Annotated in this window: 16 protein-coding genes; 4 read left to right on the forward strand and 12 right to left on the reverse strand. The window is 74.5% G+C overall.

Annotation, left to right across the window (positions count from 1 at the left end; genetic code table 11):
* Positions 1-3 precede the first annotated feature (3 nt).
* From ACFC1X_RS39840 to ACFC1X_RS39850, 3 genes are all read right to left on the reverse strand, one after another.
* Complete coding sequence (locus ACFC1X_RS39840) at positions 4-1,329, reverse strand: DUF692 domain-containing protein (RefSeq protein ID WP_376364361.1); 1,326 nt, start codon at positions 1,327-1,329, stop codon at positions 4-6.
* A gap of 113 nt (positions 1,330-1,442) precedes the next feature.
* Positions 1,443-2,015 (reverse strand): GNAT family N-acetyltransferase, encoded by a 573-nt coding sequence (locus ACFC1X_RS39845; protein WP_376364364.1) that lies wholly within the window; start codon positions 2,013-2,015, stop codon positions 1,443-1,445.
* 12 nt (positions 2,016-2,027) lie between these two features.
* Positions 2,028-2,831 carry an alpha/beta fold hydrolase gene (locus tag ACFC1X_RS39850; protein ID WP_376364367.1) on the reverse strand — a complete coding sequence of 268 codons (804 nt, stop codon included), beginning with the start codon at positions 2,829-2,831 and terminating at the stop codon, positions 2,028-2,030.
* Between the two features lie 178 nt (positions 2,832-3,009).
* On the opposite strand from ACFC1X_RS39850, the gene ACFC1X_RS39855 reads away from it, so the two are divergent.
* Complete coding sequence (locus tag ACFC1X_RS39855; RefSeq protein ID WP_376364370.1) at positions 3,010-4,083, forward strand: ArsR/SmtB family transcription factor; 1,074 nt, start codon at positions 3,010-3,012, stop codon at positions 4,081-4,083.
* Positions 4,080-4,460 (forward strand): hypothetical protein, encoded by a 381-nt coding sequence (locus ACFC1X_RS39860; protein ID WP_376364373.1) that lies wholly within the window; start codon positions 4,080-4,082, stop codon positions 4,458-4,460. The genes ACFC1X_RS39855 and ACFC1X_RS39860 overlap by 4 nt, the downstream gene beginning before the upstream one ends.
* Here ACFC1X_RS39860 and ACFC1X_RS39865 read toward each other — a convergent pair.
* A complete protein-coding gene (locus tag ACFC1X_RS39865) occupies positions 4,444-5,181 on the reverse strand; it encodes a peptidyl-tRNA hydrolase (RefSeq protein ID WP_376364376.1) in 738 nt (245 codons plus the stop codon). The genes ACFC1X_RS39860 and ACFC1X_RS39865 overlap by 17 nt on opposite strands.
* A 44-nt stretch (positions 5,182-5,225) precedes the next feature.
* On the opposite strand from ACFC1X_RS39865, the gene ACFC1X_RS39870 reads away from it, so the two are divergent.
* Positions 5,226-6,080: an ATP-binding cassette domain-containing protein gene (locus ACFC1X_RS39870; RefSeq protein WP_376364379.1), complete on the forward strand. Its 855-nt coding sequence runs from the start codon at positions 5,226-5,228 to the stop codon at positions 6,078-6,080.
* Positions 6,077-6,748, forward strand: coding sequence for an ABC transporter (locus ACFC1X_RS39875; protein ID WP_376364382.1), 672 nt, complete (start codon positions 6,077-6,079; stop codon positions 6,746-6,748). Before ACFC1X_RS39870 ends, ACFC1X_RS39875 begins: the two co-directional genes overlap by 4 nt.
* Here the strand turns inward: ACFC1X_RS39875 and ACFC1X_RS39880 are convergent.
* The 8 genes from ACFC1X_RS39880 to zapE form a co-directional block, all read right to left on the reverse strand.
* Entirely contained in the window at positions 6,740-6,952 is a 213-nt protein-coding gene (locus ACFC1X_RS39880) for a hypothetical protein (protein WP_376364384.1), read from the reverse strand. The two genes, ACFC1X_RS39875 and ACFC1X_RS39880, sit on opposite strands and share 9 nt — an antisense overlap.
* A gap of 18 nt (positions 6,953-6,970) precedes the next feature.
* Positions 6,971-7,822 carry a polysaccharide deacetylase family protein gene (locus tag ACFC1X_RS39885; protein ID WP_376364387.1) on the reverse strand — a complete coding sequence of 284 codons (852 nt, stop codon included), beginning with the start codon at positions 7,820-7,822 and terminating at the stop codon, positions 6,971-6,973.
* Positions 7,823-7,899: 77 nt separating this feature from the next.
* Entirely contained in the window at positions 7,900-9,294 is a 1,395-nt protein-coding gene (locus ACFC1X_RS39890) for a PhoX family protein (protein WP_376364389.1), read from the reverse strand.
* Positions 9,295-9,382: 88 nt separating this feature from the next.
* Positions 9,383-10,159 carry a slipin family protein gene (locus ACFC1X_RS39895; RefSeq protein WP_376364392.1) on the reverse strand — a complete coding sequence of 259 codons (777 nt, stop codon included), beginning with the start codon at positions 10,157-10,159 and terminating at the stop codon, positions 9,383-9,385.
* Between the two features lie 95 nt (positions 10,160-10,254).
* Entirely contained in the window at positions 10,255-11,736 is a 1,482-nt protein-coding gene (locus tag ACFC1X_RS39900) for a SulP family inorganic anion transporter (RefSeq protein ID WP_376364395.1), read from the reverse strand.
* Positions 11,737-11,744: 8 nt separating this feature from the next.
* Entirely contained in the window at positions 11,745-12,326 is a 582-nt protein-coding gene (locus ACFC1X_RS39905) for a carbonic anhydrase (RefSeq protein ID WP_376364398.1), read from the reverse strand.
* Positions 12,327-12,404: 78 nt separating this feature from the next.
* A complete protein-coding gene (locus ACFC1X_RS39910; RefSeq protein WP_376364401.1) occupies positions 12,405-12,788 on the reverse strand; it encodes a hypothetical protein in 384 nt (127 codons plus the stop codon).
* Positions 12,789-12,985: 197 nt separating this feature from the next.
* The gene (zapE, locus tag ACFC1X_RS39915; protein ID WP_376364406.1) at positions 12,986-14,047 is read right to left on the reverse strand and encodes a cell division protein ZapE; all 1,062 of its coding nucleotides are present in this window, start codon (positions 14,045-14,047) and stop codon (positions 12,986-12,988) included.
* Between the last annotated feature and the right edge of the window lie 676 nt (positions 14,048-14,723).

Here is a 14,723-nt window from a genome sequence, read left to right on the forward strand (position 1 = left end):
GGGTCAGCGGCGCAGCAGGACCCGCCTGGTCGCACGCGCCCACCGCACCCCCGGCCGCCTCGAACGCGGCACCGGCCCCGAGCGCTCCAGCCACCACTCCCGCAACTCCCGCCGCACACCCGCGTCCTCCGCCGCGGGCCCCGCGTCCGCGCCCAGCAGCCGCTCGGCGAAGTCGAGGGCGTCCCGCCGGTAGCCCGCGCCCATCGGGCACCCCCGCGCGTAGGCGAGGAACGCCGGCCGGTACGCCGCGCCGAGGATCACCGGCAGTTCGGGCGCCACCTTCGCGACCACGTCCGCCCGCTTCCCGGCGAGCGCCCGCGCCTGCACGCCCAGCCGCACCCGGTCGAACCCCTCGGGCGCCGGCGCCCCCGCGACCAGCGCGGACAGCAGCGCGGCCTGCGCCAGACCGAGCCGCTGCCGTACGGCGTGGTCCGCCACGTTCGCTTCGGGGGCGGTCGTTCGCGCCACAGACCCCTCCCGCTCGTCGGACCCCCGGCCCTCCGCCCGTCCCCGCGCGACGGCGTCGCGGATCGCCGCCACCTCCGCCTCCAGTTCGCCCGGGCCGGGGAAGTTCTCGTCCCGCTCCAGCAGGATGCCCGGCGGTGCCACCCGCGAGGCGAGGTCGGTGAGGATGTCGAGCACCGGCCGCGGGACGGGGTGGGCGTGGCTGTCGTGCCAGACGCCGTCCCGTTCGAAGCCGCCCGCGACATGGACGTAGGCGATGGCCTCCAGCGGCAGTTCGCCGAGCGCCTCGGCCGGGTCCGCCCCGATGTTCACGTGGTTGGTGTGCAGGTTCGCCACGTCGATCAGCAGCCGCACCCCGGTCCGGTCGGCCAGCTCGTACAGGAACTGCCCCTCCGTCAGCTCCTCGTCCGGCCAGGCGACGAGCGCGGCGATGTTCTCCACGGCGAGCGGCACGGGCAGCGCGTCCTGTGCGATGCGCACGTTCTCGCACAGCACGTCGAGCGCGTCGCGGGTGCGCGGCACGGGCAGCAGGTGCCCGGCCTCCAGGTGCGGGGAGGCGGTCAGCGCGCCGCCCGCGCGGACGAACGCGATGTGCTCGGTGACCAGCGGCGATCCGAGCGCCTCCGCGCGGTCGGCCAGCGCCGCCAGCCGCCCCGCGTCCGGCCGTTCGGCGCCGCCGAGGCCGAGCGAGACGCCGTGCGGCACGACGGTCACCCCGCGCTCGCGCAGCCGCAGCAGCGATTCCGGCAGATGCCCGGGGCAGAGGTTCTCGGACACGGCCTCGACCCAGTCGATGCCGGGCATCAGCTCCACGGCGTCCGCGATCTCCGGACGCCACCCGATGCCGGTTCCCAGTCGTCGCATGGTCGTACCTCCTCCCCGTCGGTATGACGGGGGTATGACCCGCCCCGCCCGCCGCCAACCGCGCGGGGGGCGTCTTCAGAGCAACATCTGAGGTTCGCGGCGGGCCCGGACGCTCAGCGCAGGTCGAGCCGCATCATGACGCGCGGGTGTCCGGCCAGTACGGAGGTGGTGTCGGCGGCGTGGACGAACCCGGCGCGCTCGAAGTTCCGCCGGAGCCCGGCGTACGCCATGGTCAGGTCGACCCGGGCGTCCCCGTTGTCCAGCGGATACGCCTCGATCGCCGGAGCACCCTGGGAGCGGGCGAAGTCGACGGCGCCGGCGATCAGGGCGTGCGAGATCCCCCGCTTCCGGTGACCGGGCCGCACGCGGACGCACCACAACGACCAGACCGGCAGGTCGTCCACGTGCGGGATCTTGCGGTTGCGGGCGAAGGAGGTGTCCGCGCGCGGCGCCACGGCGGCCCAGCCGACCGGCTCGTCCCCGTCGTGGGCGAGCACCCCGGGAGGCGGCGCCGTCCGGCACAGCTCGGCGACGTACGCGCCGCGGGCCGGGCCGCGCAGCTCCTTGTTGACCTTGGAGGGGACGCGGTAGCTCAGGCACCAGCAGACGTTGGCTCCGGGCGACTTGGGGCCGAGCACCGCGCGCACGTCCTCGAAGACCGAGGCCGGGCGCACGTCGATGCTCATGCCACCACGATGTCACGCCGCACGGGACGACGCCTCCGGCGCCCGCCCGGTGCCCAGGAACTCCTCCAGGAGCGGGACGAGCAGGGCCGTGCGCCGCATCAGCGCCATGTGGGTGGTGTCGGGGAGGACGGCGAGGCGCGCGTCGGGGATCAGCTCGCGCATCTCGGCGGCGTGCTCCACGCGCACGAAGTCGCGGTCCCCGACGACCAGCAGCGTGGGTGCCGCCAGCCCGCGCAGGTCGTCGGCGCTCCAGGGCAGCGGGCCGTGGGCGCCCTGCGAGCACTTGTCGAGGAAGTCCTGGAAGTGCTCCGGGTGCGGGGCGGTGGCCGCGTACGCGTCGGCCATCTCCTTGAAGTCGGCCTCGCTGGGCAGCAGCGGTGAGTCGTAGTCGGGGGTGCGGACCTCCTCGCGGTAGCCGTCCTGGGTGTACTGCGTGGCCGCGAGCACGAGCCGTCCCACTCGCCCGGGGTGCCTGACGGCGACCTCCAGCGCGGTCAGCCCGCCCAGGCTGAACCCGAGCAGGTCGGCCCGCTCGATGCCGAGCGCGTCGAGCAGGCCGACCACGTCACCCGCCAGGCCGGGCACGGTGATGGCGCGGTCGATGTCGGCGGTGTGCCCGTGCCCCTGCAACTCGGGGGCCACGATGTGGCGGCCGGGGGCGAGGACGGGCAGCAGGTCACCGAAGCACAGCCCGACGGTGAGGACACCGCCGTGCAGCAGGACCAGCGGACGCCGGGCGCTGTCCCGGCCGGTGCCGTGGATCTCGTAGTACATCTGGAGGCCGTCGAGGTCGGCGTGGGCGGAACTGTTCGGCACGGTGATCACGTCCGTTTCTGGGAGGTACGCCTGCTGGGTAGACCGTCCCGCCTCGCGGAACTCATCGCCCGCTCACCGCCGCGGCCGCCGTTCAGCGGGCGTCAACCGTTTGCGTATGCGGGCGGCCCACGCTGGCCGTGGACGAGTTCGGAATCCGTCGGGGGAACGGGGGAACACCTTGCTGCGGATCCACTTCACCGGACAGGACCTGGAGAACATCAGACTGGCGCGCGGCCCCGATCCGCTGTGGGAGATCGTGTGCAGCGTCTGCCGCCTCCAGACACGGGAGGGCGCGCTCGCCTTCGACCCGTGGCGGCGGCAGGTCAGGGCCCGGCTGCTGCGCGACGGCACGGCCCGGCGGGCCGCGCTGACGCTGCGCGGCCTGGTGCCGTTCGGCGCGTACTTCCCGGACTTCCTCACCCCGCCCGTCGAGGGCCACCGCGTGACCCTGCGGGACGGCGTCGAACGGGTGCTCGCCACCCCGCGCGGCCGGCTCCGGCACGAGCTGGCCCTGCTGGCCGCGTCGGGCGCGCGGCCGGTCCCGGGCGCGGCGGCACTGGCCCGGGGCGACGTGACGGCGCTCGGGGGGCTGGGCGGCGGCCTGCGCGCCTACGACGAGGCGCTGCTCGAACCGGTGCGCGACCGGATCGGGGCGGCCGTCGGCGCCGACCTCGCCTGGCGCACCCGCGCCCTGGTGACCGGCGGGACGGCCGCCCTGCTGGCCACCTTCCGGCCGATGGCGGTGTGGCGGCCACCGGTGCTCGAAGTGGACTATCCGGTCCGGCGCGACCTGCGCCTGGAGGGGCGCGGGCTGCTGCTCGTGCCCTCGTACTTCTGCTGGCGGCGGCCGATCACCCTGGTCGACGCCTCCCAGCGGCCGGTGCTGGTCTACCCGGCGGACAAGACGGTCGTCCCGGCGCCCGTCACCGAGTTCGCCGCGCTCACCGCCCTGGTGGGCCCCACCCGGGCCGCGCTCCTCCACGAGGCGGCCGGACGCGCCTGCGGCACGACGTCCGAGCTGGCGGCTGCGGTCGGCATCTCGCTGCCCAGCGGCAGCCAGCAGCTGGCGGTGCTGCGGGAGGCGGGCCTGCTCACCACGCGCCGGGCCGGCAAGTACGTCCTGCACTCGGTGACCGCGCTCGGTCTGCGGCTGCTCGGCGACGATTTGGCTGGGCCCGAACAGTGGTGCGCGAACGGCGCCCGCGCCAGGAACCTGCCGGTGCAGGAAACCGCAACGGAGGGAATCCCATGAAGCTCTTCCACCGCGCACTCGCCGGCGGCGCCGCGTCCGTCGCCCTCACGGCCGGACTGCTGGGCGCCGGCACGGGGGCGGCGTCCGCGGCACCGGCCGCGGACTCCCAGTACGGATGTCCGGTCGGGGCCGTGTGCATCTACCCGCGGGGCGTTCACTACACGGACGCCGAGCCGACCGACTTCTACTACTCCCGAGGGGTCCACAAGCTCTACAACCAGTACGGGAACCACTGGGTCTACAACAACCAGACCGACGGCTGGACCGTGCGGACGTGCACGGGCGGCAACGGCACGGGCTGCGGAACGGTCCTCCGGCCCGACTACCTCCGCTACGTGAACCTCACGCCGATCAACTCGATCAAGATCGAGTCGTAGCACGGGCCAGCGCCGGGTGGTCCGCGACCACCGTGCACGAGCCCGGCGCGATCTCCGTGAACCCGGCGTCGCGGACCACCGGCAGGCCACTCGTGGGCAGGCCGCTCCAGCGGGCGGGATCCGGCGTGCGCACGGCCAGGGGGTAGCCCGCCGCACGCCACGCCGCCCGCGCCCCGGCGTCCAGCTCCCACCAGGCGAGCTGGGCGCCGTGGCCCGCTTGGGCCATGGCCTTGCCCGCCGACATGTCCAGGTCGGGATTCATCCAGAGCACCGGCGCCGAGAGGTCGGCCTCGACCGGCGGCTCCGGATCGTCGAGATCGGTGCCGGAGACCTGGAGACGGGCCAGGTCCTTCGGCCAGCCGTCCAGCGGGACCGGCGGAAAGACCCGGACCTCCGCCGACCCGCCGCCGACCGTGATGCCGGGCAGCGCCTCGGCCCGCCGCCACTCGGCGCCGCGCGCCCGGCGCACCACCTTGCGGATCCGCGCGTCCTGCCAGTCCCGCACCGCCTGCGCCCACTCGCCGTCGCCGGCCGACCGCTCGTCGCCGAGCATCACCAGCACCGCCCGGGCCGCGGTCTCCAGCGCGTCGGTACGGGCCGGCGGTGAAGCCCGCTCGATGCGTACCACCAGCGGCAGGACGAACTGCGGCGCGAGGTCGCGGTCGCCGGGTTCGGGGCGGAAGGGGCTGTCGGGGACGGGCGTCGTCGCTTCGTTGCTCACGCCCCCCAGTCTGCCAACCCGCGCGCCCGCGACAGGATGGCCCCATGCGACACGAGCTACGGCTGGACGGCGTGGGGCGCCGCTACGGCATCCGCGGCCCCTGGGTGCTGCGCGGCGTCGATCTGGGCGTGCCGCCCGGCACCGTCGTGCGCGTCGAGGGCGGCAACGGCAGCGGCAAGTCGACCCTGCTGCGCGTACTCGCCGGGATCGACGCCCCCGACGAGGGCCGGGTCGGCGGCAGACCGCGCACCGCCTACGTCCCCGAGCGCTTCCCGCCCGCCCTGCCCTTCACCGCCGGGCAGTACCTCACCCACCTCGGCGCCGTGCACGGGCTGTCCCGCCGGGCGGCCGCCCGCGCCGCGGGGCGGTGGCTGGAGCGGCTGGGGGCCGCCGGGTACGCCGGCACACCGCTGGCCCGGTTGTCCAAGGGGAGCAGCCAGAAGGTGGCGGTGGCGCAGGCCCTGCTCGCCGAGCCGGAGCTGCTCGTCCTCGACGAGGCCTGGACCGGGCTCGACGCCGACGCCCGGGCCGAGCTGGAACGGGCGGTCGCCGAACTGACCGCCTCCGGCGGCGCCGTCGTCCTCGTCGACCACGACCCGCGCCGCCTGGCCGGCGCGGCCGACGCCACCTACACCGTGCGCGACGGCACCCTGCACCGCCGTACCGAGGACGCCCCCGTCCCGGCGGGGCCGCGGGTGGCCGTCCGGGTGCGGGGAGCGGGCGGGCGCGCGCTGCCCGCCGACGTGCTCCGGATCGTCGCCTCCGCCGAGGAGACCGCCCCCGGCGCCCATCTGCTCACGGTGCCCGCGTCCCACTCCGACGTCCTGCTGCGCACGCTGCTGACCGCCGACCCGTCCTGGCACGTGGTGAGCGTGCGCGGCCCGGAGGACCACCGATGACCGCGCTCCTGCGCTACCAGGCCGCACTCCTGCTGCGCTCCCGGCGCTGGCTCCCGCCCCTCATCCTGTACGCCGCCGCCCTCGCCATCGGCGTACAGGGCGGGCAGCCGGTGCTCGACTCGCTGGGCTGGGCGGCGGCCGTGCTGCTGCCGGTGGCGGCCTGGCTGGTGCGGATCTGCGTCACCGGCGAGCCGCCCGCCGCCCGGGCCTGTCTGTCGGCGGCGCGCGGCCCCGGACCGGCCCACCTGGCGTGCGTGCTGGTGGCGCTGGCCGCCGCGGTCGTCCTGGGCGCGGCGGCGGTCCTCGTCGTGACGCTGGTCAGCGACCCCTACAGCACCGGCCACGGCACACGCGTACCCCCGCTCGCGGCGGGCGGTGCCGGACTGCTCGCCGCGCTGGTGTGCGCCCTGCTCGGTACCGCCGTCGGCGCGCTCACCGCCTGGCCGGTGCTGCGCTCGCCCGGCCGCGCGGTCCCGGCGCTGCTGCTCGGGGCCCTGCTGGCGCTGGTGGCGACGGGCTCCCCGGCGCGGGCGGCGGTCGGCGGCCTGGTCACCGGCTCGCGGTCGGGGGACGTACCGCTGCCCCTGCTCCCGCTGGCCGGGGCGTCGCTGGCGGCCGCCGCGGCGATCGCCGTCGCCTGTGCGCTCAGCTCGCGCCGGTCAGCCTGAGCAGGCCGTGCGCTGCGCCTCCTGCCACTCGCAGACCGGGCAGTACGTGATGCCCTTGTACGACTCCGGGTACTCCGTCGGTTCCCGGCACAGCACGCACTCCGCGTAGGGCGGGCCGTCGGCCTTGGGCGGCCGGGTGGCGTCGATCAGACAGTAGTCGTTCGCCCCCTGGTCGTCCGGCCCCTGGTCGTCGTCGCTGTTCATCTCTCCAGCGTAGGCCCGTCAGGCGCGGCCGTTCGCGGTGCCGATCAGCTCCGAGACCTTCACGAAGCGGTAGCCCCGGTCGCGCAGTTCGGGCACGATCGTCCGGACCGCCCGCTCGGTCACCGGGGCGGCGCTGCGCGTGCAGTGCATGACGACCACCGACCCCGGCCGCACCCCGTCCAGCACCTGCCGGGCCACCGCGTCGGCGTCGGTCGCGAAGGCGTCCCCGCTCACCACGTCCCACTGCACGGCGGTGACGCCGGTGGCGGTCAGCTCCTTGCGGGCCGCCTGGTCGTAGCAGCCGCCGGGAAAGCGGAAGTAGGGCATCGCGTCCCGGACCCCGGCCTTCCGGAACGCCGTGTACGCCCGCTCCAGGTCGGAGCGCATCCGGTCCCGGGACACGGTCGGCAGTCCGTAGCAGTCGTCGGTGTAGGCGTAGTGGCTGTAGGAGTGGTTGGCGATCTCGAACCGCGGGTCCCGGCCGATGGACCGGGCCGCGTCCGGGTACTCCTCGGCCCACCGGCCGGTCATGAACACCGTGGCCGGCACCTTCAGCCGCCGCAGCGTCGCGATCAGCCCGGGATTGTCGAAGTGCTCACCCGACGCCGCCCGGGGCCCCTGGTCGGCGGTCATGTCGGCGTCGAAGGTGAGCGCGACCGTCTTGCCGGCGGTACGCGCCCCGTGCTCGAAGACAGGGGTCAGACCGGCCGGGCCGGGCGCGAGCGTCGGCGGCCGTGAGGGCTTCGACGGAGCGGCGGAGGGCGCGCTGGGCGCCGGTCGCGGCGCCCGCGGGGACTCGGAGGTTCCGCAGGCGGCGAGGGCGGCGCCCAGCACGCAGAGGGCGGCGGCACGACGTACGAGAGTGATCACCGTACGAACGTATGAGTGTGCTCTTCGGTTTGTACGACTATGAGGCGTGACGTGCCCCGAGGGTCACCCTCCCGGGCCTACCTGCGCCAGGGACCCGTGACCGCGAAGGTGGTGCCGGGTGTGTAGCAGTTGACGTACATCGTGTCGCCGTCGGGGGAGAAGGTGACCCCGGCGAACTCGCCCCACTCCGGTTCGTCCGGCGTCCCGATGTTCTGGGCGCCGCGGGCCATCGCGTACACCTCGCCGCGCCGGGTCACCCCGAACACGTGCTGGGCGCCCTCGCCGTCCTCGCAGACCATGAGGCCGCCGCTGGGAGCCAGGCAGATGTTGTCCGGGGACTCGCCCGGCAGCTGCAGGTCGGTTTCCGGGCCGAAGACGATCACCAGGGTCAGGCGGCGCCGTCCGGGGTCGTAGCGCCAGATCTGCCCGTAGTGGTCGGCGGCCGAGCCCTCGTCGCTGTGGGCGAAGGACGACACGAAGTACACGCACCGCCCGCCCCAGTAGCAGCCCTCCAGCTTCTGCGCGTGGGTGATGCCGCCGCGGCCGAAGTCCTGGAAGCGGATGGGCGTCTCGGCGGCCAGCGGGTCGGGTACGTCCACCCACTCGATGCCGTCGAAGCAGGCGCCCGTCTCCTGGATCGAGGACAGGTCGGGCACGCCGGGCACCCGCATCGCCTGGAGCCTGCCGCCCGCCCGCAGTGAACCCCGGCCGCCGAGCGGCTTCTCGGGCAGGAACCGGTAGAACAGTCCGAACGGCCGCTCGAACGCGTCCTCCGTCTCGTACACGACGCCGCGCCGTGGGTCCACGGCGATCGCCTCGTGCTGGAAGCGGCCCATCGCGGTCAGCGGCACCGCGCCGGTGCGGTGGGGATCGACCGGGTCGACCTCGAAGATGAAGCCGTGGTCCTTGGTGTAGCCGTTGGTGCCGGCCTTGTCCTCGGTCTCCTCGCAGGTCAGCCAGGTGTGCCAGGGGGTGGGCCCGCCCGCGCAGTTGACGGCCGTACCGGCGATCGCGACCCGCTCGGACAGCACGCGGTTGCGGGAGTCCAGCGTCAGCGCCGTACAGCCGCCCTTGCCCTCGGGGTCGTAGGTCAGGCCCTTGACCGTCGGGACCGGGACGCGGCCGTCCTCGCGGTTCTCGTGGTTGCGGACCAGGTGGACCCCGCCGTGCCGGGCAGGGAAGGCGGACATGCCGTCGTGGTTGGAGGGCACCGGGCCCTCGCCGGAGCGCAGCCGGTCGCCCTCGCGGGACAGCACCCGGTAGCGGAAGCCCCGGGGCAGGTCGAGCAGGCCGTCGGGGTCGGGCACCAGGGGGCCGTAGCCGGTGTGGCCGAGGGACTGGGCCGCGGCGGTGCCGGCGAAGAGTTCGGAGAGGGCTCCGGTGAAGGCGATGCCTGCGCCCAGGGCTCCGGTGCGGGCGAGCACCTGGCGGCGGGTCGTCTCGTGGCCGGACATGGGCATGGGGGAAGACATGGGGAAACCTTCCTGCTGGCGGACAGGATTGTGACCAGCCGTGTCTATCACCTGCCAGGAGTCCCGGGAACCACGCGCGTAGAACGTGTCACTGCTCCACAGGGCGCTCCTGGGCCTTCTCCAGGAACCGCAGCAGCTCCACCGGGAAGGGCAGTACGAGGGTCGAGTTCTTCTCGGCGGCCACCGCCACCACCGTCTGCAACAGGCGCAGTTGCAGCGCCGCTGGTGTCTCGGACATCTCCCGCGCCGCCTCCGCGAGCACCTTCGATGCCTGCAGCTCGGCGTCGGCGTTGATGACCCGGGCCCGGCGCTCCCGGTCGGCCTCGGCCTGCCGGGCCATCGAGCGCTTCATGGTGTCCGGCAGGGAGACGTCCTTGATCTCGACCCGGTCGACCTGCACGCCCCACCCCACGGCCGGGCTGTCGATCATCAGCTCCAGGCCCTGGTTCAGCTTCTCCCGGTTGGACAGCAGGTCGTCCAGCTCGCTCTTGCCGATGATCGAGCGCAGGGAGGTCTGGGCCATCTGGGAGACGGCGAAGCGGTAGTCCTCGACCCGGACCAGCGCGTTGGCCGCGTCGATCACCTTGAAGTAGACGACGGCGTCCACGCGCACGGTGACGTTGTCGCGGGTGATGCCCTCCTGGGCGGGCACCGGCATGGTGACGATCTGCATGTTCACCTTGTGCAGCCGGTCCACGACCGGCACCACCATCGTGAACCCGGGTTCGCGCACCTCGCCCGCGAGCCGCCCGAGGCGGAAGACCACCCCCCGCTCGTACTGCTTGACGACCCGCGCGGCCGAGGCGACGTACACCACCCCGGCGCTGCCGACGGCCGCGGCCGCGGTCAGGAGCTCCTCGAGCATGACGGCCTCCTCGCCCAGAGGTCCGGTTCATCTGCTCCTGCCACGATATTCCCGACGCCCGGTCCGGGGCCATGGCCCCGGACCGGGGTGTGCCGCTATACCGAGAGCGCCTTCGGCGGTTCCGTGACCGTCACCGGGTCCGTGCCGGTGGCGCTGTGCCGTTCGGCCCAGTTCTCCAGGGCCGTGCGGCAGGCGTGGTCCAGGTGGTGCAGGCCGGACAGGTCCAGCTCGACCGGGCGGTCCTGCGGCAGCGACTCCAGGCTCTCCAGGATCTTCGGCAGCCGCAGGAAGGTCGCGTTGCCCGACAGGTGGGCCTGGACGGGTCCCGCGCCCTTGTCGACGATCTCCAGCTTGAGGTGCGACGCCTCCCAGGCGGTCTTGACCACGGACAGGGCCAGGCCGATCAGCACGCCCTCGAACATGTTCACCGCGACGATCGACACGGCCGTGACCACCAGGATCAGCGCCTCGCCCCGGTGCTCCCGCCACAGCGGCACGATGCCGCGGAACGGGATCAGCTTCCAGCCCGCGTGCACCAGGATGCCGGCCAGCGCGGGCAGCGGGATCAGGGCCAGCGCGGACGGCAGCAGCGCGGCGAACAGCAGCAGCCACACGCCGTGCAGCACCCGGGACGCCTTGGTCTTCGCGCCGGCGCTCACATTGGCGGAGCTGCGCACGATGACCGCCGTCATCGGCAGCGCGCCGAGCACACCGCACACCGTGTTGCCGGCGCCCTGCGCCATCAGCTCCTTGTTGTACTCGGTGCGCGGCCCCTTGTGCAGCCGGTCCACCGCGGCGGCGCTGAACAGGCTCTCCGCCGACGCGATCAGGGTGAAGGCGACGATGGTGCCGAGGAGCCCGACGTTCGCCAGCTCGCCGAAGGCGTCGGCGCCGGGCGGCTGGATGGAGTCCAGCAGGCCGTTGACCTCGACGGTCGCGACCGACAGGCCGAACACCGCCGTGACCGACGTGGCCAGGACGACCGCGGCCAGCGCGCCCGGCAGGGTCTGCGCCCGCTTCGGCAGCCGCTTCCACAGCACCATGACCGCGACGGTGCCGGCGCCCAGGGCGAGCGAGGTGAGCGCCTCGGTGCTGCCCAGCGCGTCGGCGGCGGCACCGGGCAGCCCGGTGAGCTTGTCCAGGCCGGAGGCGGGTGCCTCCAGTCCGGCGGCCGCGTAGAGCTGGCCGGCGATGAGCACCAGGCCGATGCCGGCCAGCATGCCCTCGACCACCGACAGGGAGATCGCCCGGAACCAGCGCCCCAGCTTCAGGGCGCCCATCGCGAGCTGGATCAGACCGGAGGCCAGCACGATCACACCGAGCGCGGGCAGCCCGTACTCGTCGACCGCGGCGAAGACCAGCACGGTCAGGCCGGCGGCCGGACCGGACACCTGGAGGCTGCTGCCCGGCAGGAGTCCGGTGACCAGGCCGCCCACGATGCCGGTGACAAGGCCGAGTTCGGCCGGGACACCGGAGGCGACGGCCACGCCCACGCACAGCGGGAGCGCGACCAGGAACACGACGAGCGAGGAGGTGAGGTCCTGCCGCCAGTGCGGGAACTTGGCTATCCAGTTCATGCCGGCGCTCACAGGGTCTCGAACGCGTCGGTGTCCGCGCGGTGTTGGCGTACGGCCCCGGTGTGGACCTCGTAGTACCAGCCGTGCAGCCGCAGTTGGCCCTCCGTCAGACGCCGTTCCACGCAGGGGTAGGAGCGCAGCCGCTCCAGTTGCGCCAGGACGTGGTGCTGCACGGCCTCGGCGACGGTCGGGTCGGCGGGGTCGCAGGGCTTCGGCTCGTCGGCGGCGTACGCCAGCCAGTCGCGCACGGCGGGTACGGCGCTCAGGTCGTCCCCGCGCACCAGCGCGCCGACGGCGCCGCAGTGCGAGTGGCCGCAGACCACGATGTCGCTGACGCCGAGCACCGCCACGGCGTACTCGATGGTGGCGGCCTCGCCGGAGGGGTGGCCGCTGCCGTGCGGCGGGACGATGTTGCCCGCGGTGCGCAGCTCGAAGAGCCGGCCGGGCCGGGCGCCCGTGATCAGGGCCGGGACGACCCGGGAGTCGGAGCAGGTGATGAACAGTACTTCGGGCGACTGGCCTTCGGCGTGCCCGGCGAACTCCTCAGGGCGCTGTCCGAACGTACGGGCGTTGTCGATGAGGGGTTGCATGATGCGGGATTCCTCCTGGCGCGCAGTGGGGGCGCGTCGGATGGGCAGGACAGAGGTGGGGGATGGGCCGGCCGTCCCTCAGCAGCGGAAGACCTGAAGTGCCGCCGGGGAGTGGTCCGTCGAGGATCTGGACCGGTGGTCGGCGTGGAGCCCGGGCGCGGCCCCCTCGGCCCACGCGAGCGGGCGCTCGGGTGGCTCGGGCGGGGGCGCGGTGGTGGTGCGGTGCCGGTCGCGGACGCGAGCGGCATCGTGGGCGTTCGCGGAGCCGCCGCTGTTGTGACAGCCGGCCCGCTCGTCGTACGGCGCCGTGCCGGAGAGGGTGGTTCCGGGGTGGGCGTTGGCCATGGCATCACGGCTCGTATGCGCGAATGCGAAGGACGCGGTCGGAGCGAAGAGCAGGAGCGCGACCAGGACGGCGGCGGGGAACGGAATCCGCGTCCGCGCCGTCGTGCCTCGGAACATGCGCCCCCCTCCAGGCATTTCACGCCTTCGATGTGTGCCGGTGCAGGGTCGGTGCACGGTCATCGCTTGGTCAACGCACGGTCAATGCGTGGTCAAGAAACACGTTAACCCTGCAATGAGCTTTGCAGGGTTAACGTAGCGTTACGAGCTGAAGAGAGCCTGAAAATCGCGGGTCGGTTGGCGCGAAGCGGCCGTTCTCAGGGCGCGTCGGGGCCGTCGACCAGGGGCGCGGCGTCCCGGGCCAGCGCGGTGAGGCGGGAGATCGCCCGGAAGTACTTCTTGCGGTAGCCGCCCTTCAGCATGTCCTCGCCGAAGAGTTGGTCGAAGGGCAGTCCGGAGGCCAGGACGGGCACCTCGCGGTCGTAGAGCCGGTCCGCGAGCACGACCAGGCGCAGCGCCGTCGACTGGTCCGGGACCGGGCGCACCCCGGTGAGGCACACCGCCGCGAGGCCGTCGGTCAGGGCGCCGTAGCGGCTGGGGTGGACGCGGGCGAGGTGGTCGAGGAGCGCGCCGAAGTCGTCGAGCGAGGCGCCCGCGGTGGCTCGCGCCGCCCGGGTGACCTGCTCGTCGGAGTGCGGGGCCGGGGCCTCGGGCAGGCCGCGGTGGCGGTAGTCCTCGCCGTCGATGCGCAGGGCGCGGAAGTGGGCGGACAGGCCCTGGATCTCGCGCAGGAAGTCCACCGCCGCGAAGCGGCCCTCGCCGAGTTTGCCGGGCAGCGTGTTGGAGGTGGCGGCGAGTGCCACGCCGGCCTCGACGAGCCGGGCGAGCAGGCTGGAGACGAGGACGGTGTCGCCGGGGTCGTCCAGCTCGAATTCGTCGATGCACAGGAGGCGGTGCCCGGAGAGGGTCCGCACGGTCTGCTGGAAGCCGAGGGCGCCGACGAGGTTGGTCAGCTCGACGAAGGTGCCGAAGGCCTTGCGGGAGGGGTCGGCGGGGGTGGCGTGCCACAGGGAGGCCAGCAGGTGGGTCTTGCCGACGCCGTAGCCGCCGTCGAGGTAGACGCCGCGCGGGCCGGCCGGGGCCTTCGGCGCCTTGCTCCGCCCGAACCCGAAGAACCCGCGCCGCCCGGCACCCGCGCCGGACGCCTCGTCCAGCCCGCCCGCGAACTCCTCCAGGACCCGTACGGCCTCGTGCTGGCTGGGCTGGTTCGGGTCCGGCACATAGGTCCCGAACCGGACCGAGTCGAACCGCGGGGGCGGCACCATCTCGGCGACCAGGTGGTCGGCGGGCACATGCGGCTCACGAGCACACAGGGACAACGGATCGGCCCCGGCTATCGGGGTGGACCCGGGGCCGGTAGCGGAGGAGGAGGGCGACACGGTGGTCCATGGTAGGCCCTGCGGGCCCGGGGGCCTGGTCGAGCGGCCGGCGCCCCCGGTGTCGGCGGCGGCCCGGTGTCGGCGGCGCACCTTGTGTCGGCGGGGGCCCCGGGGCCGGTGCGGGCGCGCGGCCGGGGCCCTGGAGACGGGGCCTGCCCGCGGCGCGTGTGTCTTGCGGCGCGTGGGGGCGAACGCGGCAGACCTGCCCCCGCCGGACCGCCGGCCCCGCCGCCCCGGCCGACGGCTCTGGGTCCAGCGGGCCCGTGTCCAGGGCCCTGGGCACGGGGGCCTGCCCGTGGCGCGTGGGCCCGGCGGCGGGTGGGCCCCGCGGGCGAACGCGGCAGACCCTGTCCCCGCCAGCCCGCCAGCCCGCCAGCCCGCCAGCCCGCCAGCCCGCCAGCCCGCCAGCCCGCCAGCCCGCCAGCCCGCCAGCCCCACCGCCCCCCCGCCGACGGCTCCGGGGCCGGTGCGGGCCCGCAGCCAGGGCCCTGGACACGGGGGCCTGCCCGCGGCGCGTGGGCCCCGCGGGTGAACGCGGCAGACCCTGTCCCCGCCGGACCGCCGGACCGCCGGACCGCCGGACCGCCGGACCGCCGGACCGCCGGACCGCCGGACC

This window comes from Streptomyces sp. NPDC056128, from assembly GCF_042263835.1.
Classification (GTDB): domain Bacteria; phylum Actinomycetota; class Actinomycetes; order Streptomycetales; family Streptomycetaceae; genus Streptomyces.